22 protein-coding genes are annotated in these 25211 nt (G+C 50.1%); 10 read left to right on the forward strand and 12 right to left on the reverse strand.

What is annotated here, in order from left to right; genetic code table 11:
* Positions 1-5: 5 nt before the first annotated feature.
* The 5 genes from DFR38_RS21390 to DFR38_RS00845 all read left to right on the forward strand — a co-directional run bounded on the left by DFR38_RS21390 (position 6) and on the right by DFR38_RS00845 (position 3539).
* Positions 6-542 (forward strand): UvrD-helicase domain-containing protein, encoded by a 537-nt coding sequence (locus tag DFR38_RS21390; protein ID WP_211310694.1) that lies wholly within the window; start codon positions 6-8, stop codon positions 540-542.
* A 66-nt stretch (positions 543-608) separates the two neighbouring features.
* A complete protein-coding gene (locus tag DFR38_RS00830) occupies positions 609-1577 on the forward strand; it encodes a DUF2726 domain-containing protein (RefSeq protein WP_082693375.1) in 969 nt (322 codons plus the stop codon).
* The gene (locus DFR38_RS00835) at positions 1574-2266 is read left to right on the forward strand and encodes a hypothetical protein (RefSeq protein ID WP_146215886.1); all 693 of its coding nucleotides are present in this window, start codon (positions 1574-1576) and stop codon (positions 2264-2266) included. The genes DFR38_RS00830 and DFR38_RS00835 overlap by 4 nt, the downstream gene beginning before the upstream one ends.
* A 191-nt stretch (positions 2267-2457) precedes the next feature.
* The gene (locus DFR38_RS00840) at positions 2458-2649 is read left to right on the forward strand and encodes a hypothetical protein (RefSeq protein ID WP_110312862.1); all 192 of its coding nucleotides are present in this window, start codon (positions 2458-2460) and stop codon (positions 2647-2649) included.
* 119 nt (positions 2650-2768) lie between these two features.
* Positions 2769-3539: an LEM-3-like GIY-YIG domain-containing protein gene (locus tag DFR38_RS00845; protein WP_059285607.1), complete on the forward strand. Its 771-nt coding sequence runs from the start codon at positions 2769-2771 to the stop codon at positions 3537-3539.
* A 718-nt stretch (positions 3540-4257) separates the two neighbouring features.
* Here the strand turns inward: DFR38_RS00845 and DFR38_RS20850 are convergent.
* The 12 genes from DFR38_RS20850 to DFR38_RS21395 form a co-directional block, all read right to left on the reverse strand.
* Entirely contained in the window at positions 4258-4476 is a 219-nt protein-coding gene (locus DFR38_RS20850) for a hypothetical protein (protein WP_146215887.1), read from the reverse strand.
* A 32-nt stretch (positions 4477-4508) separates the two neighbouring features.
* The gene (locus DFR38_RS00855) at positions 4509-5267 is read right to left on the reverse strand and encodes a hypothetical protein (protein ID WP_059285604.1); all 759 of its coding nucleotides are present in this window, start codon (positions 5265-5267) and stop codon (positions 4509-4511) included.
* A gap of 659 nt (positions 5268-5926) precedes the next feature.
* Complete coding sequence (locus DFR38_RS00860; protein WP_158527670.1) at positions 5927-6835, reverse strand: Kiwa anti-phage protein KwaB-like domain-containing protein; 909 nt, start codon at positions 6833-6835, stop codon at positions 5927-5929.
* 24 nt (positions 6836-6859) lie between these two features.
* Positions 6860-7378: a hypothetical protein gene (locus DFR38_RS00865; protein WP_153010756.1), complete on the reverse strand. Its 519-nt coding sequence runs from the start codon at positions 7376-7378 to the stop codon at positions 6860-6862.
* 583 nt (positions 7379-7961) lie between these two features.
* A complete protein-coding gene (locus DFR38_RS00870) occupies positions 7962-8450 on the reverse strand; it encodes a hypothetical protein (RefSeq protein WP_059285760.1) in 489 nt (162 codons plus the stop codon).
* The gene (locus tag DFR38_RS00875) at positions 8434-10680 is read right to left on the reverse strand and encodes a TniQ family protein (protein ID WP_082693409.1); all 2247 of its coding nucleotides are present in this window, start codon (positions 10678-10680) and stop codon (positions 8434-8436) included. The genes DFR38_RS00870 and DFR38_RS00875 overlap by 17 nt, the downstream gene beginning before the upstream one ends.
* Complete coding sequence (locus tag DFR38_RS00880) at positions 10677-11606, reverse strand: TniB family NTP-binding protein (RefSeq protein WP_059285758.1); 930 nt, start codon at positions 11604-11606, stop codon at positions 10677-10679. Before DFR38_RS00880 ends, DFR38_RS00875 begins: the two co-directional genes overlap by 4 nt.
* A complete protein-coding gene (locus DFR38_RS00885) occupies positions 11603-13570 on the reverse strand; it encodes a Mu transposase C-terminal domain-containing protein (RefSeq protein WP_158527671.1) in 1968 nt (655 codons plus the stop codon). Before DFR38_RS00885 ends, DFR38_RS00880 begins: the two co-directional genes overlap by 4 nt.
* Complete coding sequence (locus DFR38_RS00890; RefSeq protein ID WP_059285755.1) at positions 13567-14217, reverse strand: TnsA endonuclease N-terminal domain-containing protein; 651 nt, start codon at positions 14215-14217, stop codon at positions 13567-13569. The genes DFR38_RS00885 and DFR38_RS00890 overlap by 4 nt, the downstream gene beginning before the upstream one ends.
* The gene (locus tag DFR38_RS20855) at positions 14211-14543 is read right to left on the reverse strand and encodes a hypothetical protein (RefSeq protein ID WP_146215888.1); all 333 of its coding nucleotides are present in this window, start codon (positions 14541-14543) and stop codon (positions 14211-14213) included. Before DFR38_RS20855 ends, DFR38_RS00890 begins: the two co-directional genes overlap by 7 nt.
* 263 nt (positions 14544-14806) lie before the next feature.
* Positions 14807-15061: a DNA-binding protein gene (locus tag DFR38_RS00900; RefSeq protein WP_059285753.1), complete on the reverse strand. Its 255-nt coding sequence runs from the start codon at positions 15059-15061 to the stop codon at positions 14807-14809.
* Between the two features lie 225 nt (positions 15062-15286).
* Positions 15287-16162 carry a hypothetical protein gene (locus DFR38_RS21395; protein ID WP_059285752.1) on the reverse strand — a complete coding sequence of 292 codons (876 nt, stop codon included), beginning with the start codon at positions 16160-16162 and terminating at the stop codon, positions 15287-15289.
* 95 nt (positions 16163-16257) lie between these two features.
* On the opposite strand from DFR38_RS21395, the gene DFR38_RS00910 reads away from it, so the two are divergent.
* From DFR38_RS00910 to DFR38_RS00930, 5 genes are all read left to right on the forward strand, one after another.
* A complete protein-coding gene (locus DFR38_RS00910; protein WP_059285751.1) occupies positions 16258-17289 on the forward strand; it encodes a hypothetical protein in 1032 nt (343 codons plus the stop codon).
* A gap of 36 nt (positions 17290-17325) precedes the next feature.
* The gene (locus tag DFR38_RS00915) at positions 17326-17949 is read left to right on the forward strand and encodes a hypothetical protein (RefSeq protein WP_059285750.1); all 624 of its coding nucleotides are present in this window, start codon (positions 17326-17328) and stop codon (positions 17947-17949) included.
* A 42-nt stretch (positions 17950-17991) separates the two neighbouring features.
* On the forward strand, positions 17992-18489 hold the full coding sequence (locus DFR38_RS00920) for a GNAT family N-acetyltransferase (protein ID WP_082693407.1): 498 nt from the start codon (positions 17992-17994) through the stop codon (positions 18487-18489).
* A 48-nt stretch (positions 18490-18537) separates the two neighbouring features.
* On the forward strand, positions 18538-22407 hold the full coding sequence (locus DFR38_RS00925) for a hypothetical protein (RefSeq protein WP_146215889.1): 3870 nt from the start codon (positions 18538-18540) through the stop codon (positions 22405-22407).
* Between the two features lie 72 nt (positions 22408-22479).
* Positions 22480-25095: an HD domain-containing protein gene (locus tag DFR38_RS00930; protein WP_082693406.1), complete on the forward strand. Its 2616-nt coding sequence runs from the start codon at positions 22480-22482 to the stop codon at positions 25093-25095.
* Positions 25096-25211: the final 116 nt, after the last annotated feature.

Consider the following 25211-nt stretch of genomic DNA (forward strand, 5'->3'; position numbering starts at 1 on the left):
ACCTGATGAGACTTAAGAAGATGCTCACGGAGGCTGTAATTTTTCGGCACCGCGACATGTTCGCCTATGCCGACCTGGCTCTCAAAACATGCCCCCATTTGGTTAATGTCGTGCATCGGCGTTTCCCTATGGTATTTATCGACGAGATGCAGGACACATCCTGGGAGCAAGAATCCTTCCTGAACCGTATCTTCGATAGCAAGTCTGTGATGCAGCGATTCGGAGACATCGACCAGAAGATTCTCTCGGACGAGGAGGGCGCCGAGTTCCTCACGTTCCCAAGGAGTGAGTATGGCAGCATCGGTACAAGCAAAAGGTTTGGTACTGCAATTGCTGCTGCCGTGGAAAGCGTCCGGGTGAATGGTGATGCGGTCATCGGAGAAGGTGTTACCACCCATCCCCCAGTTCTTCTTCTGTACTCCACTGCAAATGTAACCAAGGTGGTCTCACATTACGGGCGCAGCTTTCTCGCCCATTACCCAGTCGGCCCCCGCGCCGGTCAAGTCGAAAGAGCCTGCACCGGTGCAGGGTGGCTTGTGTGATTAATTCCTGAGGGAGGTGCATGCACCTGTCTGGCGGTACCTATGATTTAGCAATATGATGTTTGGATGATTAAAGTATTGTCCTTATCCCTGCTACTGGCCAGCGCCAGCGCAGCCGCCCAGGTTTACACCTGTACTGACCCGCAAACCGGTCGACCCATCTATAGCAATTACCCCGGTTGTACGGTGATGAATACCGGGCAACCCGCACCTAGCCAAGTGGTGCAGCCCGCTACGCCGGCGCAGACCACACCGCAGCCCGTACCCACCGCGCCAGCCATGCCGCCCGTGCAGGGTTTTACCCCACAGCCAACTCTGGCAGCCAGTCAACAGCTACCCCCTCTGCCGGTTGTTACTCCTGCGCCATCCTTGCTGGCGCCGATCTTCCAGGCAATCAAATGGCCATTGATCATCATGCTGACGGTGGGCGTGCTGGCCGTGATGCTGCCCAAGCAGCGACGCGGCTCACGCGGCCGTGGCAAGCAGCCTGATCGCAGGCAGGAACCGCGCACGGTATCGGCGCCCGAGGCGCTGCCGGAGCAGGAGTCTCCGCCTGTGGTTAAAAAGCCGATGGATTACGGCAATGCGCGCTTCTGCCTGAAAAACAAAAAACTATTGTCCGAGCGCGAGCAGGGCTGTTACTGGCGGCTGGTAGAGCACCTGTCGCCGGATTTCATTGTGCTGGCCCAGGTGGGTTTCAGCCAGATCCTCAGCACCAAGGGCGGTACTGGCGAACAGAACAAGGCGCTGTACGGCACCATGCGCCAGAAGGTGGCGGACTTTGTGGTATGCCGCAAAGACCTGAGCGTGGTAGCGGTAATCGAGCTGGACGACAGCAGCCACCGCGGTAAAGAAGAACAAGACAAAAAGCGCGATGCCGCGGTGCGCCAGGCTGGACTGCTGGCCTTCCGTCTACCCAATACCCCCGGCAATGAGCCGGTGAAGAACCTGGCGGATGTGTTGCGGCGGATGTACCTGGGCGCAAATTCCGTATCATCTACTACGGGGCAATCTCCCGCAGCGAAGGAAGCATGATGAAGCGAAGATTGGCAGCGGGTTTCTCCCTGTTGGCGTTGGCGAGTACCGCGCAGGCTATGGAGGTGGAAGTACGCGGTCATGCCGTGCTGATGTCCGGGCCGGTAACCGGCATCGAGCTACGGGTGCTGGAAAGCACGCTGGAGAGTCATCCAGACATCAGCACTGTGGTATTGAGAAATTCACATGGTGGCGATGCCCGTACCGGCTACGCAGTGGGAGAGTTCATCCGCGCGCACAAGCTCAATACCGCCTTGTCCGGCTTTTGCATATCCTCCTGCTCTCGTATGTTCCTGGGTGGTGTGCAACGGCAGTACTCCGATGAGCAGTCACAGGAAAAAACCTTTGTCGGCCTGCATGGGAACTATGCTCCCGATGGAAGCCTGCAAGCGAATCGCATGGGCTACCTGAAAGAGTGGGTCATCAAATACAGCGATGGCAAGGCCAACCCCGACCTGGTGGAGCAGTGGGTGCACATCCCCAATCATCACGGTTATATCGCTTTTTATCACCGTGATGCCAACATCCTGCCGGGTACGCAAAAGGTGATGCTGTGCCAGGGCACAGAGGATAAAGGCAAGCGACAGGAGCAATGCGCCAAGCCCGATATGGGCGATGCGCTGGCTAATGGGATTGTCACCTCATGGGCGATATATCCCTTGCGTGACAACAGGCAACAAGCTGACTGAGGTTGGTTAAATGCACAAGCTGATAGGCTGGTTTATTGACGCTTTAAGGCTGGGGGCGTTGCTTGTGCTCTTGCTGTGATGGGGCTGTAATACAACCGCACTTCCAGATTTCCAGCTGGGTGGGCGCTCATTTCTCCTGGACCAATAGTCGCCAGCTTTGGGATGCTTGGGTTGGCTTGCTGGTTGAAGGCATGTTCATACAACTCATCATGGCCAGCATCACCGTGCCGTTGCTACTGCTTATTTATCACCATCATGCCACCAAGGTGGCACTAGCCCTTTCAGTTGTTTTTATCAAGCGCGCCATGGCTGGCGCGGCGATGCCGGCGATCCTGTTCTTGATGCAGCAGTATGGGGAGGAGTTAGCGGGGCGCAAGGCGTAGTTTGATGACGTTATCGTAATTGACGTATGATGCATTATGCATGAGCGGCTTTGCAGGTCGCGCATTTCTGCAGCTTGTCATGTGGCAAATTTTTTGCCGCAGCCTGTCTTGGAGGCGTTATGAGTGATGATTCGTTGTCGGTGTTTACTGCCCAGGCCCGCAAGGTTCTGGGGTTTTATGTGTACGCACTGACTGATCCGCGTACGCGAGAGATTTTCTATGTGGGCAAGGCTTCTGCCAACAACCGTGCGTTTGATCACCTAAAAGCCAAACCCTCCGAATCCAGAAAGTCGCAGCGAATTGAGGATATTCTTGGTGCTACCGGGGATTGGCCCTTGGTGGAGGTGCTGCGATATGGGTTGCCGGATGAGGAAACTGCTTTTGAAGTTGAGGCGGCCATTATTGACGCGATAGGTCTGGAGAACCTGACTAATGAGGTGCGTGGACATGGTGTGCAGCGTGGTCGCATTCTGGCTTCCGAGGTGAATCGTTTTGCAGCTGATCCGGTGGCCGTAAGTACTCTTAATCAGCCGTACATGTTGTTTTACATTCAGAATACTTACTCTCCGACGCTGTCCGCCATGGAGGTGTACGACAGTGTTCGGCAGTTCTGGCATGGGGTAAGTGCCAAGGAGCGTGAGTCCCTGGAGCATTCAACAGCACTGGGTGTGGTCGATGGTGTGGTGGTGGCGGCCTATGAGATTGCACAGTGGTTTGGTGCTGGCGCAACCATGTCCAGTCGTGCGCTGCGTGTCGGGGCGGAGGACCGTTGGGAATTCGTTGGCAGGCAGATCCCTGATCATGAGTTGATTGGCAAATTGTTGGTGGATGATGAAGGCCAGCCTATTCCAGCGCGGCAGAAGGGTTATAGCTATTTGCCGTTGAAGTAGGGATGCGGTGGAGGTCAGCAATGGTTCAAGTCGATATGGCATGAAATCGGAGTACGATTGCCCCAAATCGGCCCCAAATTTACGAAAGCAGCCTTGTAACGTAGAACTGGCTTAAAACGGCCCTGGGTTCGATTCCCGCCTCCACTAAATTCACATGTCACCGAAAGACATGTAACGACAAAACCCCGATAGCTTAAGGCTTTCGGGGTTTTTTCTTAGTCACGCTCAGTCGGGAGCGGTCTCGCAGTGGCACACAAGAGGCGCAAGGGTCAAATGCAAATAACCCGCTCGTATGCACTGCTGTTCATCGTGCTGAATACGCTGCTCGCTGCATGGCTTTTCAGCCCTTGCGCCCCATTCATACGGTCACTGAGAGGGACTCCGGTTGCGGTGTTTGCCATCAGCTTCGCACTCGTCCTGGTGTCCTTGCTGATTATCATCGGGCGGGTGGCAGTCGATGACATAAAGAAAAGGAAGACCATCCCGACGCAGCTTTTCCTGTTCGGGTGTGGTTCGCTGGTTTTATTCAAGGTAGTTGCGAGTCGGGTGGCCAACTCTTGCGTCCATTGAGGGTGTACTCGAAGTGGCTCGAAGCTGCGGTTGCAACAGATAGGCCGGGACTGACCCTCTGATACCCGCAAGTCCAGCCGCCGGGGGCTTGCTGCAGCTGATAAAGAAAAGCCGCATCATGCGGCTTTTCTGTTGAGTGGGAGGCATCTTATTGACGGGTGAATTCAGCATCCAGGCCGCCGCCTTGCAATCCGGGCTGGTGAATGGGATAGGCATTGCCATTTATCACAGCCTGGCCCATGCGCGGTTTTCCGCTGCTAACGGCTTGCAATCCGTTTTGCCCCGCCATGGTGACTCGTATTTGCTGCTGGGCCACCCTGGGGTTGAGCATTGGCCAGTGCTGACCTGCATCGATGATTTCATTCATGCGCTGTCTTTCTGTGTGACGGGTAATAAAACTCAAATATCCAGATCTGCAACAAACTGCACCGCCTTGTCGCCCAGCTTGTCGATAACGCTCTGTCTGACTTTGCTGTAAATATCGTCATCCAGCGTCATGGTATTGGTGGATTTGTATAAAGTCATGCTGGAGGTGGAATAGGTAAACCAGAGAAAGCCGGTGGTGGTTTCGGTGGTATTGAAATAGAAGGAGGCGTTTTTCATCACTACCGAGCCATTCGACAAACTGCAGGGGGCGATCTGGAAGTTGCCTGCGCTTACACTGCTGCTGGCGCTATTCCATAACAGCAGGCCGTGGCTGTTTTTATCCAGCGCACCCAGAGCGTCGATAGTGGCTTGGGATACAGCGGCTTCGTCGTCTGATGCAATGGCCTTCAGTATTTCAAGCACAGCCTTGTTCATGGCAAATGAATCGCCAGAGGCATTGTATTTTTCAAACTGGAAAGCCTGAATCACCCAGCCCAATGGCTCCAGAACACTTTGATAAAATGCATACCACTGCTCGGTTTGTGCCTCTCTGTCATATTTTTTATTCGCCGCCAGCTGTGCCAGCAATGTGGAATTCAATACGTCTGATTTGTTCTGCCTATCCAGGCCAGCCACAAAGGAAACCAGGCTGCCATCCACCACATAGCCGCCTTTGCTGTCAACGGGTGGCGGTGTGGGGCTGTCTTTTAATAAACCGGCCGGCAAGGCCAGATTGCTGCTGGGTAATTGCAGGCTATTGATAAAGTCGAGACGTTCTGAAATGCCAGGCATGATGATTTCCTTCGGTTAACTGAGAAAAATCGCTCAAACAGCCAGCCGCTTAAAACCGCAGCAGTGTCACCCGTCGGCATGCTTGACGGGGCCCATGGGTGGCATCGGTACGGTGGCTTTTAATGGTATCGGGTAGCGTCCATTTGGCAGACATTTCACGCAAGCCACACTCTTTCCTTTTCTGACTAAAACCTCTGTCGGAGCTAGCCCGGTCCCGTCAGCGCGAGCCGACGCAGACGTGCCGCTCAGGGTTTTAAGCGGTCGGCTGTCCGCAGCGGCGCGACGTTAGCGCGCCGCAAGTTCCGGCCGCGCCCTGGGCGGTGCGGATGGGGCGGGAATTCGACGCGCTGCGGGTCGCCTTTTCTTTGGGTACTTTCTTTTGGCGAAGCAAAAGCAAAGTACCTCGCCGGCGGGGCGAGACCCGCGAAGTAGGTTTTTCTGTCGGTATTTCGTTGAAAGGTTCAGGGTGGAAATCTGCAACGCGGATGATGGTATGTATGCAGTTGCCGCGTGGTAGATGGCAAGGAGAGCCTGCTTGGCCAAGCCCTTCCTCACCTCCAATGCCATCACCCGACAAGTTCTGCCGGATGATGCTTGTGTTGCCGTAACATCACAAGAATATAGCATTCTTGCATTGTTCAAAATTGAAATTACAAAATCTATTTTTGTACGCGACTGGCTGCCTCGTATTTTTCAGACTGATTTGGAATTAGTAGCGCCGTATAAGCACGGCGATCAAGGATGCAAAGAAAGTCATATTCATACCCCGTATCCGGAGTGAGTTGCCCCTGTTCGGGATTCAAGATTTGAACTCCATAGCTTTGGCAGGCTTGTACTAACAAATTTCTATCAACTAGATGTAAATCGTTTCTACTCTTAATGGCGGCTAGTAGTCTGGCAGATCTTTTGTGCGTAGTAGCGTATGTAGAAATGCTTGTCATGTCTAGATAAGTTATTGCGGATGAAATGTTTTGCGCATTAGCTGCCGCTGCTTGTAGTATTTGTTCTCCAATATTGGCGGTAAACTCAAAGCCACTTGGCCTGAGAATAAATACATCTTGATCGAGTACTATATAGTCAAAGTCGATGTCAAGCCTGAAGATGGAGGATGTCATCATTTTTAAAAGGCCGCCGTCAATCCAGGTTAGTTTTGATTTTGTAATTCCTTTAAATTGACTGGCTCTTCGAAATGCGTATAGCTTCCTATTCTGATTGTCAGTAAAAATGGCGTAATAATATTCTAAATCTGCGATGGCATCTAGTGCGTGTACGTCACTAGGTAAGTTTGATAAAGAGATTACACTATCCAAATCTCGTAGATATGCTGTATTTAAAGCAATTTTTAACTGCTCCTCGGATGAGTATTTTTCCGCAGGATCGAATGTTTTCATGGCCCCCGCTGAAGCAGGAAGCCCCAGTCTGGAAATGGTTTCTAGCAGCATTGTTTTTAGTTCATTTTGCACTTGCACTGCCACTGGAATTTGAATATGTCTTGGGTTTTGAGATTGCGCATCCTCAAAAAATCCATATAGAGTAACCAGTGTTATATTTTGCGAATTGAAGTTCATTGCCATTCCGAATTAATATAATAATTATTTATCAAAAAGTAAAAAATCTGTAATTCTTATGGGTTGTATTTCAATGTTTGGCGCAAGGAAATTTTTCTTGGTAATTAATACGTGCGATACGGAGTTGTTTCCTGATTGTGCATTGGGCCTTATTGAAAGTACTCGATAGCCTGCCAGGGAGAAGAAGAAATTCATATAATAAATTTCCATGTTGCCAAATATGTATACAACAAAGAGAAGGGCACATAGTGCAGAGTATAAATCTTGTATCGTCGTTACTGCTGACTGAAAAAGAGGTAGCAGCATGGCAAATATATAAGTGATTAATTGTTCGCGATTGTCTGTAACGTTTTCGGGGCGTATTCTTTTTCTATCATTTTGTTTGATTGCATAGATTATTCTTAGCGCAAGATATGCATTTGGGATTAGTGCAAGGCTAATAAATGTAGGGAAATATATTTCCCATGGAACCAAGCCAATTCCTCTGATTGCCATTAGGATGAATAGTGGTGCCATACACGCAAGTACCAGCATCAGTCTCATGAAGTCCATTTGGCTTCCTTTTCACTTGTACTGACTTGATCTTGGTTTCGATAAGAATTGCATGCTATTCTTCATTGAGTTTCGGTTCTATCAAGAAATTCATCATTATCTTTCTATATCATCTTGGATTGTCTGTAATTCAAAATATTAGGTTGATAAATAATTTTGGTAATGTGTAAAATCGACACCTAAATGACAAAGGCACACTCGCGTGTGTGCCTTTGTCATGAAAATACGTCAACGATTTATGTCAAATGTAGCAATCTGTTTCATCTTTCAAAACCTGAATGGCCATGCTTATTGTTTTCAATGGATTGCCTGTCATGTCGTTTGCGTCGCATGAAAAATATTAAGCCAAAGTATGGAAATATGACAGAGGGAAGGCTAATGGTGAAATTTACAGTACACTAGATTTTTGGGCTAGCCCATTTGTAAAAATTAACCGTGATGTTGGATTGGTGGCACACGCGCCGCTTGATCTTGAATAGAAGAGGAAGGTGAGGGGGGAGGTGGTGCGTACAAAGGTTGCGTTATGTCGCAGGCGGTTCTGCTGAGCTATAGAGAGAGAATTTTATTCTAGTATTCAAGCGCGTTGATTTTTTTCGTTCATCCAGGCCATCCAGCCCGCTCTATGAGCTTGCGCATCGTATAAGGCATGATGCCACGGCCGCTGTTCAGTATGAAATTTATTGACGGCAGCATGGTAAGCACCTGTATCGATCATGGGCCTCAGGTCCAGCCAGCCATTAAGGTTTTTTAATGGAATATCACCCAACGCTTGCAGCAGAATTTCTTTGTCGAGAAAAGAATCACAGGCGATGATGATTGATCGCGGTAGCGTGTTAAGCCATTCAGCTATTGGCTTATTGATTTCTTCGTAAGAGGCCAGATGTGCAGGGTGTTTGCCAAGATGTGGCAGAACATTGCTGACGACAAAGCTGTTGCACTTCCCAAGTGGGAAGTCTGTTACTTCAAGATAGAACTCCCGCTTTCCATCCTCACTAACCATTGCCAAGCTTATCAACCCCCTATCTTCTGGGTTGGTATATTCAGTATCAAGAAATAAAATCATCGCCAATTTCCTTTTTACGTGACTGGTTTTTCTTGCTTATCAACACTTCTACTGCTTGCTTGGAAAACAGGTAGCGACGCATGCCATTACCAGAGAAAACCACTAGGCTAGTCAAACAGCCTTCTCGTGCTTCATTTCGGATCGTGGCAGGGCTGAGCCCTGTAGTCAATGCAAGTTGGCGGACGTTAAGTGTCGACTCCAGAATCTTAAAGGCCCCCTCTAACTCGTTGCGGTGGTAGCGCATTTCATATCCAGTGGATATGGCGGCCACTAGCCCTGGCCCCAAAATGTCAAACTGCAGCCGGTATCCCTTTTCTGATGCCATCTGGTGTGCCTCATAGATGGAAACCAAGTTGGTGTTCTGTATGTAATCCTGACGATATGCCTCAACATCTGCTGCCCGATACGTGATGCATATGGCTGGTTCGCGTGACTGATAGGGTACTAGCAGACCTGCACTGCTCACTTTGTCAAGCTGATGGGGCCGTATGCTGAGTAGCTTGCAGACCTGAGGCTTTGTTAAGAGGTCCGTATTGGCAAGGTTGCTTGTTCGCTTGTGCCCTCTGCCTGCTCGACTTTCATAAGGTATTTGAGAGCATATTTTAGCTAGATCTAGTGTGGCAACATCGGAACGGCGAAATAAATAGACCAATCCATCATCTACACCAGGACCATGAATTGGCTTGATGCCTGCAGAGATGATCTTGTCAGCAATATTTGTAGCATTGCATCCAAGCTGTCGGGCAATCTCCCTGGCAAAAACATATTGCTGATGAAATTCATGTATGTCTTCAATAGTAAAACGTAATTGGCGTGTCATGTAGATCTCATGCGATAGCAAGCCTGAGCGTGCCACATGGTAAATGGCACCCTGGTAAATATCCAATATCGTTGCCGCCTCTGCAGCATTCAAATAGCTACATTCTTTTGATGGGGTTTCAACAAGGTATAACTCAAGGCTAGGAAGGCCGACCCTGATGTCGTAGGAGCCGACCTTCACTCTGCCAGCTAAGGCTAGTCCTAGAAGATTCAGCCTTGAAGAAAAATCAATGCCGAAATGATCTAATTTTATTCTTTTCCATCCCTCTTTATATGGAGTGATGCGGGAAAGTGCTGACTGCAACCTGGCAAGGCTATGGCGAGTGATGCCGCTTTTTCCTGAGCTGCCCCTGCTGCTAAGGGAGTATTTGAGAACCCCGCGCTTGACGAGCGTGCTGACAACATGCGGGCTGGCATTGAGAGTGGTTGCAACAGATGAAAAGGTTAAATCTTCACTTGTAGTTTTGTTATCAATGGTTGCTATTGAAGAATGTGGATTCTGGCGTGAAAGCCAATCATTGCCGATCATCTTCAACTCATCATCGAATGATGGCGCTATTTTCAGTCCATTTAGTAACGGACTAGCTGTGTAACGCGGTCCAAGCTCAAATTGGTGCCTAAATCTTCTGTACAGGATTCCAACTAGTGCGCGTCTGAAGTTGCACTGCTCGTTAATGTCAGTTAGGAAAATATAATTTTGTGCGCGATGAAGGTCGGCAAGGGTTATTTTCTCTAAGTACTTTGCATCAAGAGTCGTGGCGCTACTGCAGCTGAATAAAATGCTGAGGGTGATAAATCGCTGCAGCTCTGTGCAGGTAAGTAATTCAATGTCGACTAACTGATCAGGCGTTCCTACTGCTATAGCTGGGGCTTTGTCTAATGGAAACCCGCAAACGCAATGGTGCAATTGTGAGAAACGCCATGGCACACGTTTCATGCAGCATGGGCAGCAATCTACCAGCAGTATTTTATGTTTAGGGCACACCGTGGTTAGTCTTAAATCCCATGATGCCCGTTGCAGCGCCTGCTCTCCAAGGCAAAGCGGGCACCACACACGGTATCGATTACGAATCAGATGCAATGGCCATTCATAACCTTGCCAACTGAACGTGCGATATCGACCTATTGGTGCACTTAATGGACGGGCTAGAGCTTGCAGCGCATCAACCTCTATACCAAGTTGCTTACTTAGTCGACTCAGAGAGTAAACTCCAAACTGGGGTGTCATGGATGCTTGATAGATGCTGCTCCGCTTCTGCTGCAAGTAACTGAGCAGATCATGGACGTGATGTAGGTAATTCACGTCGGCCAGACGGAGTAGGTAACCCGCAAGGCTTTCTGCTTTATCAGGGAGGGGACGCATCAAAAGAAGAGGGATTTCCTCAATGCCTGGCAGAGTCTGGGTTTTCATTGCCGTTTCCCCCTGAGCTGGTCGATCCAACGCTCAATGGCTGAGTCGTCCCCCAAAAATGGATTGGCACGAAGCTTGCGGTTTGCTGACAGAAGGGAGTGATAGCTTCGGATCAGCTGTTCACGCTCAATGCGCACTCCTCCTCGCATCAATGCCGTACGCGAAGCATCGTAGATCAATGTCGTAAATGCGCGGAAATTTCCACCCGTAGCCAAGTAAAAACGCGCAGGCAGGGTGTCATCACAGAAGCCGCTTGGCTTTTCAAAAGGAAGCGCCTGTTCAAAAAATGTCAGTAATCGTTCGAAGTCTGCCGGTCTTTCTAGCCAGTTAAATGAAGGGAGATCACGACGCAGCGGAAAACGTCCTGCAAGTTGCGGGCTGTATTCCAATACAGCATGTGCTGTCGGCATTCCGACCAGAATGAAGGGGATTCCCGAGTGGTTGATCAAGCTCTTGATGGCATCAGCCACCGCTTCGATACGTTGGCGCGTCCCTCGTTCCACTAGATGCTGGAACTCATCAAGAATCACGAGCTGCACACGGCATCTCTTCAGTAATTCCATCAGCCGCCGGCGTTTGAATTCAACGGTGCCGCGGTCTGCGTATGGCGCCCCCATCGCATCCAGTATGGAGCTGAACAGTCCACCAATTGTGACTGGGAGCTGTAATGAAGCCTCCAAAACGGGTATTTCGGTTCCTTCAACAGTATTTTGTTTCGGATGCAACTGTTTAAACGTGTCGATCAGGGTGCTTTTACCTACACCTGTATCACCGGTGATGAGCATACAGAGTGGTTCACGCAGATCTGGCGACTCGGCTAGGCATCGGTCCATGTCGGCGAGGATGGCAATGAACAATGGGTATCGGATGCGGATGGCGGCGATCTTTTTCAGTAGCACATGAACGCGCTTTGGATCATATTTCATGATGTGGCTCCCAGATCAGGTGAAAGGTCAATAAACCAATCCTCCCCCAAGCTTTCAGCTGGATACAGGCTAGTTGATGCCGTGCTGCGATGCTGTTCTTGGAGGGAGGCTGACTGGTCACGTTTTTTCGTCTTCGTACGCTTGCGAGTCCGTTGAGCAAGGTCGTGCTCGGCTTCTTGGTGGAGTTGGTGAACCTCTCGGCGCAACTTGGCCTTTTCCTGCCGAACTGTGTCCGCATCCGGCGTGCTAGCTTCGACGGTATCGGATTGAGCGATCCGGGCTTTGCGCTCACGTTGAAAATCGAGCCAACTTGTACCTGGCTCAAGGTCTTGGGTCAGGCATTCCAGCCGGATCAGGCCCTTGTTGATGGGGTCGTATATGTACGCTTGCGTTACATCCTCAGGGTCGATCCGCAACATCACTTTCTGTTTGGTGGCCAAGCGCTTCTGCAGGTGTATGAGATAGGGGTGGTGGTAGACCAACCCTTTGGTGCCGATGCGCCCATTACTGATCGTTCGTTCGAAGGTGAGCCCGGTCTCGACCTCAAGGGTGAGACTGCTGGGTAAGGGGGGAATGGGGTGTTCTTCAACCAGACGGGTCCAGCACTGCAATGGTGTCTCGCCAAGTTCACTGTGACGAGTGTTGTGGTACTCCATTACCACCCAGCGGTAGACCAATTGACGCAGCTCATGCAGCGTCAGGTGGGCGAGCTTTTCTGAAGGGTAATCCCCACGTTCCCTGGTGTTCGAGTAGGTTGTTCCGGGGAGTTTGTGAATCAGCCGTCGATTCTGGGTGCCGAGGAACCGCTCGCCAGGTCCCCGGTACCACGGCATCCCTGGTGGGCAATACTGCATGTCCGCGTGCATGTCCGCACAAAACTGCTTGTGAGCATGGCCATGAAATTCCGGGCCATTGTCCATGCAGATCAGACGGAACTGCCCCTCTACCGGCCAGGTGAAACTGCTGCCATTCGGCAAACTATCCAGGATGGCTTGCTTACTGGTCACAGCCTGACGCAAGCACATCAGGACAGCGATACTTGAGGGCGGCTCCAGATCAATGTAAATCCCGCACACCATCCGGGTTCTCCGATCGAGTGCAACGGTGCAGGTCGGTCTTTTCAGCGGTTGCCTTGTGATGGGGTGGACAACAATGACATCCAGTCGGGTGTGATCGATTTCCACCCGCTCCAGTGGAAACATGGCGATCGGCCCGTTACGACGCGTTCTGAAGTAGCGACGCGCGTATTTTTCACCGTAGCGTCTTGCTTTCAAAATGAAGGGGTCCAGCAGACGGTTGATGAGCTTGCAAAATCCGCCATAGCTGACTGCTCGTAATTTGGCGTCTGCCGGCCGTGCCGCATTTGCCTCCGTGATGCGGTCTACCAGTTCAGCGTGTGCGTCACGTTTACTAATCCGCGCGCGGGTCAGATAAAAGGTATCAACCGTCTCATAGAACAACTCCAGCACTTCCGCATCCACCTGGCCGTAACGGCGGCCGCAGTTGGCTGTCAGGGGTGCCAGCGCCATCACATCTTCGCCGCTGTCGACGAACAAACGGCACCACCTGTAGATGGATGTGTGGCCTGGCGGTTTGGTATCGCCGATCATCGCGGCAATCTGTGACGCAATGGGCTTTACTTCCCACGCCCGAGAAAAGGATTGGGTGTTGTCGAGTACCGCACGCACATACAGCAGCCGACGCCGGAGTGTGCGTTGATGGTGCTCGGGGAGAGCAGAGGGGATAGGTGGCAGTCCATCGTCCCGGAACAGGGCATCTTGGTCCTCGACAATCTTCAGGACACCTTGTTGGTCGTACTCTTCGATGTCATCGCGGCTTATCTGCTTGACGTTGGAGGTTCGCTCATTCAGAAGGGTTGCGCTCTGGTTCGGTTGGGTAGTGAGGACGCGAAATGGCTGACCATAAAGGGTGAGCGAGAGCCCAGGGCGTAAAGGCATTGTCATATGCGTGCTCCTTCGGCCAGGTGTACCGTGAGTAGTGGGGTCACTTTCTCTCGCTTGTCGTAATCCAGCCATCCCTCCCAAAGCAGCCGGTACAGCCCTGCTAAGGTGAGGTCTTTGTTGCCAAAACGGATGGCCAGCCATGCTAACCGGCAGGCTGTGCCCTGGGATAGGAAATTCGCGATGTGCTGTCGATCCCGTTGGGTAACAAACACATCCACATAGTGTTTCAGGAAATTCAGATTGGCGAGTTGGTTGCCAGAACGGATGAGCTTGCTATCCACCACGATGTATTCGTAGCCCAGCGTGGCAAGTCGAAGCCCAATGGCATTAGCCTTCGACTTGAAAGTAGTGTCAGCAGCTACTTCATCGGATTTGACTTCATAAATTGTCACCAGCCGGCTTTTGTCCTTCCAGTGCACTTCAAAGTCTGGGGTGTACCAATGCCACTCACCATCGAGGCAATAGTCAAACTTCCTCGGTTGCCCATATATTTCACGAATGGCTGGGTTGGCTTCTAGGTGGAGCAGCCAGTCTCTTTCCAGCGTACTTTCCCATGGGATTTGGCCATTCATTTTGTAGCTGTAGGACAGACCGATCACTTTTTTGCTGTTGTGGTTGTGGATCTTGCGTACAGAAGGGATCAACATGATTGTTCACCTCCCCATGTGCTGTGCTGCTCCTGGCTTTTGGTGTTGACTACAAGAAACGTGCTGAGAATGAGCCTGCTGGTTTTGTCGATCACGACATGGAGGCTGGGGCGGGTGATCTCCTGGGACACGGGGTCAATCAGCAGAAGATCAAGAGATTGGTGGGGAATAGTTGTAAACGTTGCCGCCAAAGGGATAACCGGCTGGAGATGTGCAGCACCTCGAGGATGCCAGCGCTGATGGCGGTGGCACATGCTGAACTGAATGCTCGACTGGGCTGGAAGGGGGCGGGTCGCACGGCCCCGCCATTCTGGATGGGGTTTCATGGCTTTTCCTTTGGGCTGCAATCCACGGCAAGCGTGAATTGGCTTGGTAGGGATGAGCAGGGACGGTCCCGGGCAAAACGCCCTTGACTGTCCCTTTCGGAAAAGCCAGAATGAAATCGACTGGGTCTATATCTAGTCAGTTTCATAAAGCCCTCAGGTTTTCTCAGAACTTGGGGGCTTTGCCTTTCCGTGATCACAACGAATAACATCGCGCACGGTTTTTACATGGCACTCTCCTATACAAAATGACTGGGTGGGAATGGTTAGCCAGTGATGGCTTCAGCTTTCTCTGGTGATTCTGCCGACAGCGTGTTGGTTAGCTTTTGAGGATCACTGACCACGCCGTCTTTCAGGCCAAGGCGGACGGCAATTTCATGGCTCATACCAATCCGGCAAGGTTTGTTCCCTTTAAGAACCTGGTAAACCAGTGCTGCCGTGTAGCCATGGAACTTTGCCCAATTGCGAATGGATATTCCTTGCCTATCAAACTCTTCGCGTACTTGCTCGGGCGTTTTCATGTGGCACCTCTTCAAAAGTTCACAACATTTCGTACATATATCAGAAGCTAGTTTGTTGATTTGCAAAAGTCAAAAACTATCTTTTCCTGTAGGTTAATGATTTATTTAAATGGGCGTACCATTTCTGACGTTGGAAATAAATTCCCAAGGTTTGCCGCAAAAAAGCCAGAAGTACGTAGCTTCTGGCTTTTTCTGTATCAGAATAATTAAATTTACGTCGTCGCATCATTGGTCAAGCGGCGCTGTTCGACTGATAAGCTCGGATAACACGACGTCTTTGAAGCGATCGAAGATAATCCAGTTTTTGTAGCGTGGCTCCCATCGTCCACGGCCACGGCAAATTGACTCCACAATGCGTCGAGTAGACTCATCAAAGCGGTGATAGACCGAGTAATTGCCATAGGGCAACCGTCTGAACCAGACCCATACATTCCCGACGGCAAAGCGTTGCGCATCCGGCCACTGATCCATCAGGTTGGAGATGGGTGTCAGAGCATCCAGCTCACCAGCGAATGATGAAGGTTCGGCCGCCCCTTCAATCCACTTCCTTCTTTCAAGATCAAACAGAACGGCATCTTCAAGCTCATTCCAGCTCCACGGCAGGGTAACCATGTCACTGAGGTCAATCTCCAGGGTCGGTAGAGACAGCTCCTGCAGTTTGTCGGCTTTCACATCGTCGACCTTGTGATGGACGGCAATCTCAATGGCAAAAGCGCCATGCGCTGACTGGGCATGACAGTCGACGACTACATCACCACTAGCAGCTTGCAGTCGATGCTCGAGCAACACATTCGTCAGATGTAGGTCGGCATTCTGTTGGAGGGAGAGTTGCCCAGCTGGTGCTTTGATGCGGTGAAACTCCAACACCACTTGTTTGGCGGCTTGGTGCAAGGCTGTCTCGGCACATCCTTGCGCATCGGTTCCCGCTTCGTGGGCGAAGTGGTGGGTTTTCTCCCTTCCGGCATTCTTTGCAATCAGACGCTTATGACAACCAGGGCAGGTGCACTCGCAACTCATGCCGGTTGGTACATCATCTACGTGGACCATTCGGCCATCATCGGCGAGGGCGAAGGTCATCATCGGTTGGGAGGGGCTGGTCATGACGTTTACTCCTGGCGTTGAACACAGAAGTCACGCTAGAGCCCGTTATGCGGCTAGAATAGTCTCAAATTGTCATAAAACTGTTTTGGACAGTTATGGAAGCGCTTGAAAAACAAGAGGAAATGGTAGTCGACGATGACCTGGCTAGTCCGCAAGACTATCTGTCAGGGTTGCTATGCCTGCAGGGCTTCCTTCGGCATGTGCGAAAGACGACGAAGCCGTATCGTGTGCTGCAGGCGTGGTTGGACTATGAAATCCAGCGTATCAGCGAGGGGCATAACACCTCGCAATATGATGCAGAGAACCTCCGCGCCTGCTTTGGCGAAACTGGTGATAAGACTGCTTCGGCGTGGATGGCCTCGACTTGGAAGGTCTTGAACGATTTTGAAGCAGCTCATGGAGAAGGCTTAAGAAGCTGGGCTGCTCAGCATGGGTACTCGGGCTTTTGCCTGCCAAGTAAGCTGGTCAGTCCCGGCGGAGCTGGGAACACTTCCAAGTTTTTCTTCCGCTTCATTGCTGTTACCCAAAAGCAAACAGCTTCTAGCCAGTCAGAAGCACTCACTCCAGACACCCCTGTCCAGTACATCATGGACACTCAGATTCAGCCAGCTTGGTGGATCGGATGGCTCCTTAAGTCAGGGTATAGGCTGTACGGCTGGAGAAAATGGCTTTTCTTCATATATTTTATGACCATTCTGATTGGTGTTGTGATTTACGTTTTTACGGTTTTAATTTCTGCCGTTTATAGCCATTATTTTTTTAACAATTCTACGGAATTTATTGTTTCAGCTATTACCATTGGGGTTTGTGGATGGCTATTTCTTTCACCAATCGTTCGACTGTTTAATTGGCGAATAACAATGGCGCCGGCATTGCTGACAGCATATAAAGAAATTGATGATACTCAATTGGAATTAATGTCCCTGCCGCATGACAAAAATGGTGCAAAAAAAGCAATTCGATTGGTGCGTTATAGCGCGGTATGCCCAATTTGCTTGGGAAAGATTAGCTTAAGGAGTGGTGGGCGACGATATCCTGGTCGGCTGGTTGGGCGCTGTGAGGAAGTGCCTGCGGAGCATGTTTTTAGTTTTGACCGAATGCGGAAAATTGGTGTGCTGCTGCATTAGTATTGATTTTATCTAAATTAGTCTGCGAGGTATCTGATGGCTGTGAGCTTTGGGTTGGCCAAGAAAATAATTGATCATCCAAGCTATAATCTTGGATTGGCATTGCCTTTTATTTCGGCATTTTACATTTTGAATGACGTCTCTCGGATATCCCTGCCATTGCTTGATATTGATTTAGGTACGTCGCTCTCTGTTGTCATCAAAATAATGGGTGTGGCGTTTTATTACATAATTTTCATTATTCTTCTTGTGCTTTTTGGTGGTTTTTCCAAACTGGTAAAAGATTCGAAGTTTTATTTAATTTATCCTATATTTATTTTTTTGATAAGTGTTTTTTCGTTTATTTCCCAAGATGATTCTCCGAGGTTTGGTTTGATATTTGGGGTATTGTCGCTGATGTTATTGTTGTTTTATAAGTTTGACGACGGATACCTGTCACTTTTTTTGGTTTTGCTTGTTGGTGGACTGTTCTCATTATTCAGTTTTGTTGCTGGGATCATGTGGTTTTTTGGGGTGGGTATATTTCAGAATGAAATCGCTGGGCTCTTTGGGTTTGCACATGTTTCGGCAGCCTCGCTCAAAGTTGTGTGGCCAATGCTAATAACAACAGGGTATGTAATATACTATGCAATATTTCAAACCGGAGAGCTTTGGGAGTAAATTTCATTTGTGTAATTTTGGTTTTTATTTTTGTGACAATATATGCGACTCGAAATAAAGCTTGCTAATGGAAATGATTTCATGGAGTTGGTGCGGTGCTCGGCATCGGAAAATCTATTAGAAGGTGCTCGTAATTATGTAGAACTTCATATCTCTCATCTTAAAGATTTCTATGAGTCCAGAAATACTTGCGATCCCTTCAAGCACGTTGTTGCCTATGCCGTGAACGAGGTAGGGATTATTGTCGGGTTTCGTTATTTTTACCACAAGCCAGGCAGCACTCTTTGTCATTTGTTTGCCACGTTTGTAGATGTCGATCTTCGCAAAAATGGAATTGCTAGCAGTCTCATTAAAAAATCCTTTGAATTAGCTGTCGCTGATGGCTGCACGGAGTTTGAGGTCCGACTCACGGAGCCATCTGTCGAGAAAGATGCGCTATTTTATCTATATAAAGAATTTGCCAAATCAAACAGCCTTAAGCTTAAAATCTACTATTGGAATAGGTTAGTTCAATTCGACTACGAAACCTGTAATACATGATTTGAACGGCTGGTTTCATATTGTGATGACACCACCCCAAGAGGCGCAATGTCTAATCTATTCTTAATTGACTCCGAGCTATGGCAAAAGACGCGAGCAGGTGCGCGTGCCGGTCGTGGATTCAGATATCAAGACGCAGTTGGTGCCTTACTTGCTATTGAAGCGTGGTCCGGTGACGAAGCATGGAGTGCGGTGATACCGGAAGGCGTTGACGACATTACGCTCCATGGGCACGTATGTGAAATACGAGCTCAACTGAAATCGCGTCATGATCCCCAAGGGATATTCAGCCTCACTGAAGCAGCATCCTACCTTGCGAAGAGCGCCCGTGATCTGCCTGCAAATTGGATGTTTGAGGGGAGGATTCGTCTTGCTCTCGTCTTTGAACGGCCGGTAGTTGGTTTGACGCCTACAGGCTGGCGAATTAGCCTCCATGACAGCGGCCAACCGCTAGACCCCTTCATTACAGCGCTTGAACAAGCCATGGAGACGTCTTCCGATATCGTTAAGACTCTTCTCAAGCGCACCCACCTCGTTGTGGAGCAAGAGCCTCTTGAACGTGCAATCCCAAGGCTGGAGGCACAAGCAAATCTTGCTCCGGCCGCTGCGCGACTTGTGCTGCAGCAACTCCGAGAAGTTGCTGGCCAAGCGGCCGATGAAAACTTCTTGGCTTCAGCCAATCACCCTGCGAGCCTAGGTTCTTCTGATGTTCAGGAACGAATAGATGCTGTCAGTGGGGTCGTCGACCCAGCCGGCTACCTTACACTTACCGGAGGCCTATGTGACATCGCAAACTTTGGCGAGTCACTGGCCTCTGCAGACTTCTACAGTGGCGTGAATGTCATGCCAGGTCATATCGGGGCTGGTCTTGTTTTCGAACGCCCTGAACACACCACAGAAATTCTTGAGGAGCTTGAGTCGCGACGTGCAGCCTTGGTTGCCGGCCCATCCGGGGCAGGGAAGTCGGCGCTAGCGTGGTTGGCGGCCTATCACACCCGACATGCAGTGCGCTGGTATCGCGTTCGTCGGGTCGGTCCCGAGGATGTTAGCCGTCTTGTCCAACTCGCCCGATTACTGGATGCATGCCCAGAGCGGCCGGTTGGTTTCATGGTGGACGATGTAGGCCATGAGGAGACGGCCGGCTGGGATGCGTTGGTGCGAGAAACGGAGGCGCTGGCTGGCTTGCTCTTGTTGGGCTCTGTTAGAGAAGAGGATGTTTTCACCCTTTCGACAGCAGCAAGGGTACCGATCATTCGGCCTACTCTTGATGAAGAGCTCGCCGAACGAATTTGGAGGGCACTGTCATCCAAGAGTGAAAGAATATTTGGTCACTGGCGAGAACCGTTCGAACTCAGCCGAGGATTGCTTCTGGAGTACACGCATCTGTTAACAGAGGGGCGTAGGCTCTTTGAAACAGTACGTGAGCAAATACGACGGCGGCTTGCCGAAGAGCGTGACGATGAACTTCTAATCCTGCAGCCCGTCGCCTTTGCTGCTGCACACGGCGGCACCATTGATCAAGTACGACTTCGCAACCGGCTCGGTTGGGAGACTCCGCGCTTCGCACGTGCGTTGAACCGTCTCATCCATGAGCATGCTATCCGTCAGCAAGATGATGGGACACTCGCTGGTTTGCATGAAATTCGCTCTATTTACCTAGAGGAAGCGATCCGTGAGGTACTTGGTGATTCGGTCAACGTAGCGGTTTCCGATGCAGTTCATGGATTGTGTGCAGATGATTTTGCCACTTTCATCGTGCGAGTACTTCGTAGATGGCCGGATCAACCGGCTGCTTTAATGGATGCACTTACGCGGCGAGTAAGCGAAGAGGGGCCATCGTGCTGGGCTCCAATCTTGCATGGATTGGGGCTGGCCACTGCTGATCTTATTGCCGCTCGTTGGGTAGCAATCAGCCGTGAGACTGGGATTGACGACCGGTTGGCATCTTTCTCTCTTGGACTGGCAATAGCTGGTTCAAACCTAAGTGATGTGCCAATTTTTTCCAGGTTGACACAGGCACAGGAAAAGTTTGCCCATGTTGCCGTCAAAGACCTCCGATGCAGGCTAATTGAGCACCTTCATGTACCGAAGGACGCGCCGCTATTCGACTTGGGTGCTTATCATGAACTGATTGCTGCACTGTTACCTCTCGCCAGGTGTGCGGAACGGCCAAGCATAAGCCTCAGTTTTAATCAGGATCTTTCAGCAGTGCCACTGATCCCGCTGCTTGAGGTAATCCGCACAGCCTACGAGCTCGCTCCAGAAAATGCGCAATGTCTTATTGATGCGGCGGGGGGCTCCGAGGTGTTGCTTGAGCGTCTCTATTACGAACTTCCGTGGGTTACGTGCCCTAGGCTAAGCGAGCAGGATGGAGTGCAGATTGTCGCTGGTGATGTTCGCTACATTTCAGACGAGATTCAACCCGATATCCATGGTGATGTGGTTCGTTTTTGTGAGCTGCAGCTTGCGGCAGCACCCAATGCCCGTCTTGTAGTTTCTAACGCGGTCTTCCCGGATGGCCGCCCTGTAGGCTTCGGTGATCATGAGATAGCAACGAAGCGTATATCACGAGAAAATCTCCCGCCACCTGCTCGTGTCGCGTGGACACGAGCTCAGCTTAGAGCTGTTCAGCGCCTTGTTGGCGCGTCACGTGAGACAGATCGAACCATTGCTCTTGCGCAGGCGATTGAGGATTTTGCACCGAAGTTGCAAGAGGCAGGCGATTATTTTTGCCGAATGGAGCAACCGAAAGAGAAATGGCGGCTTCAGATTCTGCTACATGGTCTTTCGACTGACTATGTTTCTCCACCTCCGGTAGCTGAGGTTGTGCCAAACGCACTTGCACAGGGAGAATACGCTGGCAATGATGAGATCCATACTTTTGTTAGCGGCATTCAGCGTCTGATTGGTGAACTCACTGATGGGGTGTCGGAAAAACCTGGTTTGATGGCGGCGCGAACAGCTGACTTGGCTAATTCATCCGAGAAAATAGCGGCTTCCAGCATCTGGAGACTTGCCACAAAGGCTCCTTTCGAGGCTCTTCGCCAAATACATGAAACGTTATGGAATATCCGGGCTGTACTTGGAGACACAGCCAATGAGCCTCAGCGCCGACAGTCCGCCGCACTACGATTCAGCAGGGGAAGTCGACGATATCCAACCCTACCTCGGGCTGCGCAAGAAGCACGAGCAAGGGCGGAGGCTGATGTGGCTGAGCGACGAAAGGCGTTCGAGGCGGCCTTTGAGGCCGCAGGTCTGCGTGTCCATGTATATTCCAAGCCAGCTATCGCTGATAGTGGGTACGTGTGGCCTGATGTGGAATACGCGGGGTTACTAGCTGTGGATTCGGTCGTTGACTGGTTTACTGGGCTAGAGATCTTTCGGGAAGTTGTTCAATCTCTTCCTCACTGTTATCGCTTCTCCTATGCGCCGCTCATCAACGATCTGATTCCACCGTTTGCCGTGGTTTTCATTCAGAGTGTTTTGCCTCATGTTGATTTTCAGAAAGAGTGGTCCGCTCATTTACCTTATGCCTTCATAGAGGACGATGCACTTGCACAATTCACGTCTGCCTTACAGGCTCTTATTGCCTTGTCTGCAATATTTGGTGAGCGTAGTCGGCCTCTGAATGAGGAAGAAGAGGCTTATGGATCAATTCTCCTGACGCGGTTTAATACGCATGTTCAGTGGTTTTCATCAGTGTTGGCTGGGGTTCAGGATGAACAGCTAGTCGAAGCTGCTAGCTTTTTGCTGAAATGTTTTGAACGTATTCAGCATGAGTTTGAGGCCACAATGAAAGGTGAAAGCCTAGCTGCAGAGGCCATGAAATTTACTGACGGCACCATGACTGATTTTTCCCTTGAGCAGATCTTATGCCGAATTACGCTTGCTGAGCGGGCGATAACTGGCAGTAATTGAGGGGGGGCGATCGACACCAAAGTAGCCTGGTTAATCATCGTAAATTCACACATCGGATAATTTCGAGGGCTTATGACTATTAGTGAACCAGACTTTCGTCAAACATGGCTTTGGCGTCAGGCGTTTCAAACGCCACGCTCAGACTGCACCACTGATGAGCAAGATTTTTTCAGAACTCAATACCTTTCAGTTCGAGAAAGAGCGGCACAGCTTGTTTCCCGAATAGCTGTTGATTTACCAGGCATGACAGTACACGACATTACTCATTTAGATGCGTTGTGGGACACGGCATCATCAGTTGCAGAGGGGGCTATTAATGTCAACCCTGCTGAGGCATTTGTTCTTGGTGCTAGTATCCTTTTGCACGATGCTGGAATGAGCTTGGCTGCATACCCCGGTGGCCTTTCGGAAGTTAAGACAACTGTTGCATGGAAAGATGCTATCGCGCGCTTTGCGTTGGCTTCTGGCGAAAATGATGGCGAGTGGTTTGATGTTTCGAATCCTCCTGCCATGGTCGAGCAGCGGGTCGTACCAGATGTGCTTCGTCGATTGCATGCTGAACGTGCCGAAGATCTAGCCGAACAAGCTTGGAATGCCTCCGACGGATCGCAACTTTATCTCGTTGAAGATTCAGAACTACGTCGTTTTTATGGACCGACGATTGGCCAGATAGCTCATAGCCACTGGTGGCCAGTGCAAAAACTAGAGCGGGAATTTTCTGAGGATCTGGGAGCCCTTGCAAGTCGGACCCGCAATCGAGTTGATCGTTTGAAGCTTGCCTGTTTATTGCGCATAGCTGATGCATTGCATCTCGATAGTCGGCGAGCCCCTATATTTCTTCGCGCTCTTACAAATCCAAGTGGAATTTCAGCCCTCCATTGGTCATTTCAAGAGAGATTGGCCAGGCCACATATTGAACTTGATTCGATCGTTTTTACTACGGGCCAACCCTTTGGGCGGGAGGATGCAGAGGCTTGGTGGTTGGCATACGATACCTTAAATGCTGTCGATCGGGAGCTGAGGGATGTTGATCTACTCTTACAAAGTCGTGGACGTGAAGTCTTAAAAGCAAGGCGTGTTAAAGGTGCAGGTTCTCCTGAAATTCTTGCCCGGACAGTTATAACGCGTGGCTGGAGACCTGTGGATGCACGCCTTCAGGTGTCTGATGTTCCTCGAATTGTAGAAAGCCTTGGTGGCTCAAAGCTTTATGGTGACGACCCCACAGTGGCACTACGTGAGTTAATTCAAAATGCAGCTGATGCAGTGCAGGCGCGGCGAAGGTTTCAAAAACGATCTGCTGATTGGGGGCTTATTACAGTCGAGCTCCGCACGGAGGGTGACCAATCTTGGCTGATTATCGAGGACAATGGCATTGGCATGTCCGAGCAGGTGCTTACTGGGCCATTGTTGGACTTCGGTACATCGTTTTGGCGGTCACCTCTTGCGATGGAGGAATTTCCTGGGCTCATGGCTGCTGGTATGCATGCCATCGGTCGATTTGGAATTGGATTTTTCTCGGTTTTCATGCTGGGCTCAGTTGTTCATGTCTATTCTAGACGTTGCGATAGGGGTCAAGAGACAGGCCGATTACTGGAGTTTCGAGGTGGTACAAGTGCCAGACCGATCCTTTCTCCTGTTAATGAGCCCCCAGTACCTATCGATGGCGGCACTCGTGTGGAGGTGCTATTGAAAGAGAACCCGTTTCAGGCCGGGGGGTTGCTATGTAGCAACTCATATACTAAGCAGCCGATATCGCTCGCTATGCTTTTGGGTACAATTGCTCCTAATCTTGACGTTGCTATCTCAGCAATAGTTGATGGAAGTACTGAGCCTGTAGTGGTTCCTGGTGACTGGTTGATAATAGGTGATGTTGACCTTAGGAAACGCTTGAATCCTAGTCTTGAAAATTCAAAAATAGGTATCCCCAAAGCCGATCAGGGGCTAATGCAGACTATTAGAGGAATGAATAATGAGCTCTATGGGCGAGCTTACATTTCACCTCCTAGATATTCTTTTTCATCGACAGCCGATGGCTTAGTGACTATCTCTGGATTGCGCGCTGCCAGAATTCGCAATATAGAAGGCGTGCTATTAGGAGAGGCAATTACTGCTGTAAGAAATGCTGCCCACCCACTTGCCACAAGAGAGGCCCTCTCCCGATGGGCATCTAATCAAGCAGAGTTGATCGTATCGTCAGTTAAAGATGAGGAGCGTCAAGCACGCTCTGCGGAAGTGGTCTTGGAGTGTGGCGGAGACATTGGAAATCTTAAAATTGTTCAATGGGGTGCAGACTGGTTGAACACGAATGAGCTAGAAAATCTCCTACATGACATGGAGGAAATTGCCATTCACTTTTATGGTGATTTTGATTACGACGAAGATCTTGATGATGTACACCCGAAGGAGTTCCGAGAGAGTTTCTTTGTATCAGATGATGTGGCCGTGGTACTGCGACACGATGGTGGGGTTATGTCTGTTGGAAATATAAGTTGGCCTCGGTCAGTTACTGGAAATCCAAAATCAAGTGATTCAAACGTTGCAGCACATGTTATAGAGCTAATTCAACGGATGTGGGGTGACAATTTTGAGGAGAGTGATGAGAGGCGAGTTGTCGGAACGGTTAATTCGACCAATATTATACGGGAAGTCAGAGTATTTCGTAGATCAAAAATAGAGGAGTCTCTCTAACCTGGATCGAAGAACGTAGACCTTGAGGCACTCTACTGCATCAAGGGTGTAATTGGGCGAGGTCCCCTCATTCCGGTAAGGGGGGGGAATACAGGGGCGATCTCAAGGTCCAAGTG

The organism is Aquitalea magnusonii, from assembly GCF_003202035.1.
GTDB classification, from domain to species: domain Bacteria; phylum Pseudomonadota; class Gammaproteobacteria; order Burkholderiales; family Chromobacteriaceae; genus Aquitalea; species Aquitalea magnusonii.

What these genes read in the sequence shown, in the direction of transcription:
- DFR38_RS00835 (WP_146215886.1), top strand. Translation starts at nt 1,574, where the DNA reads ATGATGAAGCGAAGATTGGCAGCGGGTTTCTCCCTGTTGGCGTTGGCG.
- DFR38_RS00840 (WP_110312862.1), top strand. Translation starts at nt 2,458, where the DNA reads ATGTTCATACAACTCATCATGGCCAGCATCACCGTGCCGTTGCTACTG.
- DFR38_RS21390 (WP_211310694.1), top strand. Translation starts at nt 6, where the DNA reads ATGAGACTTAAGAAGATGCTCACGGAGGCTGTAATTTTTCGGCACCGC.
- DFR38_RS00855 (WP_059285604.1), bottom strand. Translation starts at nt 5,267, where the DNA reads ATGCCTGGCATTTCAGAACGTCTCGACTTTATCAATAGCCTGCAATTA.
- DFR38_RS00865 (WP_153010756.1), bottom strand. Translation starts at nt 7,378, where the DNA reads ATGAGACTGATGCTGGTACTTGCGTGTATGGCACCACTATTCATCCTA.
- DFR38_RS21395 (WP_059285752.1), bottom strand. Translation starts at nt 16,162, where the DNA reads ATGACCAGCCCCTCCCAACCGATGATGACCTTCGCCCTCGCCGATGAT.
- DFR38_RS00870 (WP_059285760.1), bottom strand. Translation starts at nt 8,450, where the DNA reads ATGATTTTATTTCTTGATACTGAATATACCAACCCAGAAGATAGGGGG.
- DFR38_RS00875 (WP_082693409.1), bottom strand. Translation starts at nt 10,680, where the DNA reads ATGAAAACCCAGACTCTGCCAGGCATTGAGGAAATCCCTCTTCTTTTG.
- DFR38_RS20850 (WP_146215887.1), bottom strand. Translation starts at nt 4,476, where the DNA reads ATGAATGAAATCATCGATGCAGGTCAGCACTGGCCAATGCTCAACCCC.
- DFR38_RS00930 (WP_082693406.1), top strand. Translation starts at nt 22,480, where the DNA reads ATGACTATTAGTGAACCAGACTTTCGTCAAACATGGCTTTGGCGTCAG.
- DFR38_RS00920 (WP_082693407.1), top strand. Translation starts at nt 17,992, where the DNA reads ATGCGACTCGAAATAAAGCTTGCTAATGGAAATGATTTCATGGAGTTG.
- DFR38_RS00885 (WP_158527671.1), bottom strand. Translation starts at nt 13,570, where the DNA reads ATGACAATGCCTTTACGCCCTGGGCTCTCGCTCACCCTTTATGGTCAG.
- DFR38_RS00900 (WP_059285753.1), bottom strand. Translation starts at nt 15,061, where the DNA reads ATGAAAACGCCCGAGCAAGTACGCGAAGAGTTTGATAGGCAAGGAATA.
- DFR38_RS00915 (WP_059285750.1), top strand. Translation starts at nt 17,326, where the DNA reads ATGGCTGTGAGCTTTGGGTTGGCCAAGAAAATAATTGATCATCCAAGC.
- DFR38_RS00890 (WP_059285755.1), bottom strand. Translation starts at nt 14,217, where the DNA reads ATGTTGATCCCTTCTGTACGCAAGATCCACAACCACAACAGCAAAAAA.
- DFR38_RS00845 (WP_059285607.1), top strand. Translation starts at nt 2,769, where the DNA reads ATGAGTGATGATTCGTTGTCGGTGTTTACTGCCCAGGCCCGCAAGGTT.
- DFR38_RS20855 (WP_146215888.1), bottom strand. Translation starts at nt 14,543, where the DNA reads ATGAAACCCCATCCAGAATGGCGGGGCCGTGCGACCCGCCCCCTTCCA.
- DFR38_RS00910 (WP_059285751.1), top strand. Translation starts at nt 16,258, where the DNA reads ATGGAAGCGCTTGAAAAACAAGAGGAAATGGTAGTCGACGATGACCTG.
- DFR38_RS00925 (WP_146215889.1), top strand. Translation starts at nt 18,538, where the DNA reads ATGTCTAATCTATTCTTAATTGACTCCGAGCTATGGCAAAAGACGCGA.
- DFR38_RS00860 (WP_158527670.1), bottom strand. Translation starts at nt 6,835, where the DNA reads ATGAACTTCAATTCGCAAAATATAACACTGGTTACTCTATATGGATTT.
- DFR38_RS00880 (WP_059285758.1), bottom strand. Translation starts at nt 11,606, where the DNA reads ATGAAATATGATCCAAAGCGCGTTCATGTGCTACTGAAAAAGATCGCC.
- DFR38_RS00830 (WP_082693375.1), top strand. Translation starts at nt 609, where the DNA reads ATGATTAAAGTATTGTCCTTATCCCTGCTACTGGCCAGCGCCAGCGCA.